Genomic DNA, 1,744 nt, shown 5'->3' on the forward strand with positions numbered 1-1,744 from the left:
GCCGAGAACTCCCACCAACCCACCCGCCGACGCGAACGGCAAAGAAAGCGCTTCAAAGACCCCGGCCAAGTCCAGCGTTTCCTCGCCATTCACGACCCGATCACCAACCTGTTCCATCTCCGTCGCGACCACCGCCTCGTCGCCGACTATCGGAAGGCCCACGCCCAGGCGTTCCAGGTCTGGGCCGAGATCACCGACGCGCCACTGGCGGCGTAATCCGCAAACCCTGCCGCTCGCCGCGCCCTCGCTCTGCCCGGCCGTCGACACGTTGACGGTGCCCGTCGGCTGACCGCTGCGCGTCCCCTCCGGCCATGCTCGGCCCATGTGAGCAGCCGGAATGCCAACCGGCATACCGCCACCGCTCCGTCCGGTCACGCCCTTCGGCAATGGCCGGGCGGCCTGCCCATACCTCCGTCGATGCCCGATAGAAGGCCGATCAATGGAGGATCTGGTGCAGGAAGCTGCGGGTCCGTTCGTGGCGCGGGGCGTCGAAGAACTCGTCGGGTCCGGCGCATTCGACGATCCGTCCCGCATCCATGAAGACCACCCGGTCGGCGACGCGGCGGGCGAAGCCCATCTCGTGCGTCACCACGATCATGGTCATGCCGTCCTCGGCCAGCGACACCATGGTCTCCAGAACCTCCTTCACCATCTCCGGGTCGAGTGCCGAGGTCGGCTCGTCGAACAGCATCACCTGCGGCTCCATGCACAGGGCGCGGGCGATGGCCACCCGCTGCTGCTGCCCGCCGGAAAGCTGGCCGGGGAATTTCGCCGCCTGCTCGGCGATGCGGACGCGCCGCAGCAGCTGCATCGCCCGGTCCTCGGCCTCCCGGCGCGGGGTGCCGCGCGCCAGCATCTGCGGCAGGGCGCAGTTGTCGAGGATCGACAGATGGGGGAACAGGTTGAAGTGCTGGAACACCATGCCGACGCCGCGGCGGACGGCGTCAATGTTGCGCACGCTGTCGGCCAGTTCCACCCCGTTGACGGCGATGCGGCCGGCCTGATGCTCCTCCAACCGGTTGATGCAGCGGATCAGCGTCGATTTGCCGGACCCGGACGGACCGCAGACGACGATGCGTTCTCCCGCCGCCACGGTCAGGCTGACCTGACTGATAACCTGGAAGGTGCCGTACCATTTGTCGACCGCCTCGATCAGGATGGCGGGGCTTGCGGCGGCAGGGGCAGGGGAGTGGACGGGCATGGGGGAGATCATCAGCGGAGGTCCTTTTCGTGGACGCGGCCTTCCAGCCAGCGGGCGTAGAGCGAGATGGCGAAGCAGATGAGGAAATAGACCGCCCCCACGAACAGGTAGCTTTCCGAATAGGGAGCCGGCCAGACGGGGTCGGAGGCGGCGGTGCGCGCGGCGCTCAGCATGTCGAAGACGCCGACGATCAGCACCAGGCTGGTGTTCTTGACCATGACGATGGCGGTGTTGGTCAGCGGCGGGATGACCTTCTGGATCGCCTGGGGCAGCACGACATGCCACACCGCCTTCCACACCGGGATGCCGAGGGCGCGGGCGGCCTCCATCTGTCCGCCGGGGACACCCTGCAGGCCGCCGCGGATCACCTCCGCCAGATAGGCGGCGGCGAAGATGGTCAGGGCGGCCAGCGTGCGGCCCAGCTTGTCGACCGACCAGCCGGCTGGCAGCAGCAGCGACCTTGGCGCATAAATCAGCGAGAGATTGGCTGGTGCAGTGCAGCGGGGTAGGAAGGTGGCCCCGCTGAAGCCGAGACCCCGATGC

The 1,744-nt window shown here is 67.9% G+C and carries 2 protein-coding genes and 1 pseudogene; 1 reads left to right on the forward strand and 2 read right to left on the reverse strand.

The genetic code is table 11. The annotated features are described in order from the left end of the window. Window positions 1-216, forward strand: a pseudogene (locus tag EJ903_RS27505) (IS6 family transposase); the annotation flags it as partial. A gap of 220 nt (window positions 217-436) precedes the next feature. Here the strand turns inward: EJ903_RS27505 and EJ903_RS26240 are convergent. Together EJ903_RS26240 and EJ903_RS26245 are read right to left on the reverse strand one after the other, a co-directional pair. Beyond that, on the reverse strand, window positions 437-1,213 hold the full coding sequence (locus EJ903_RS26240; RefSeq protein ID WP_158628031.1) for an amino acid ABC transporter ATP-binding protein: 777 nt from the start codon (window positions 1,211-1,213) through the stop codon (window positions 437-439). Next, the coding region (locus EJ903_RS26245) for an amino acid ABC transporter permease (protein WP_148105317.1) at window positions 1,213-1,744 on the reverse strand (532 nt) is incomplete at its 5' end. The genes EJ903_RS26245 and EJ903_RS26240, both read right to left, overlap by 1 nt.

It is taken from the genome of Azospirillum griseum, from assembly GCF_003966125.1.
In the GTDB taxonomy this organism is placed as follows: Bacteria; Pseudomonadota; Alphaproteobacteria; order Azospirillales; family Azospirillaceae; genus Azospirillum; species Azospirillum griseum.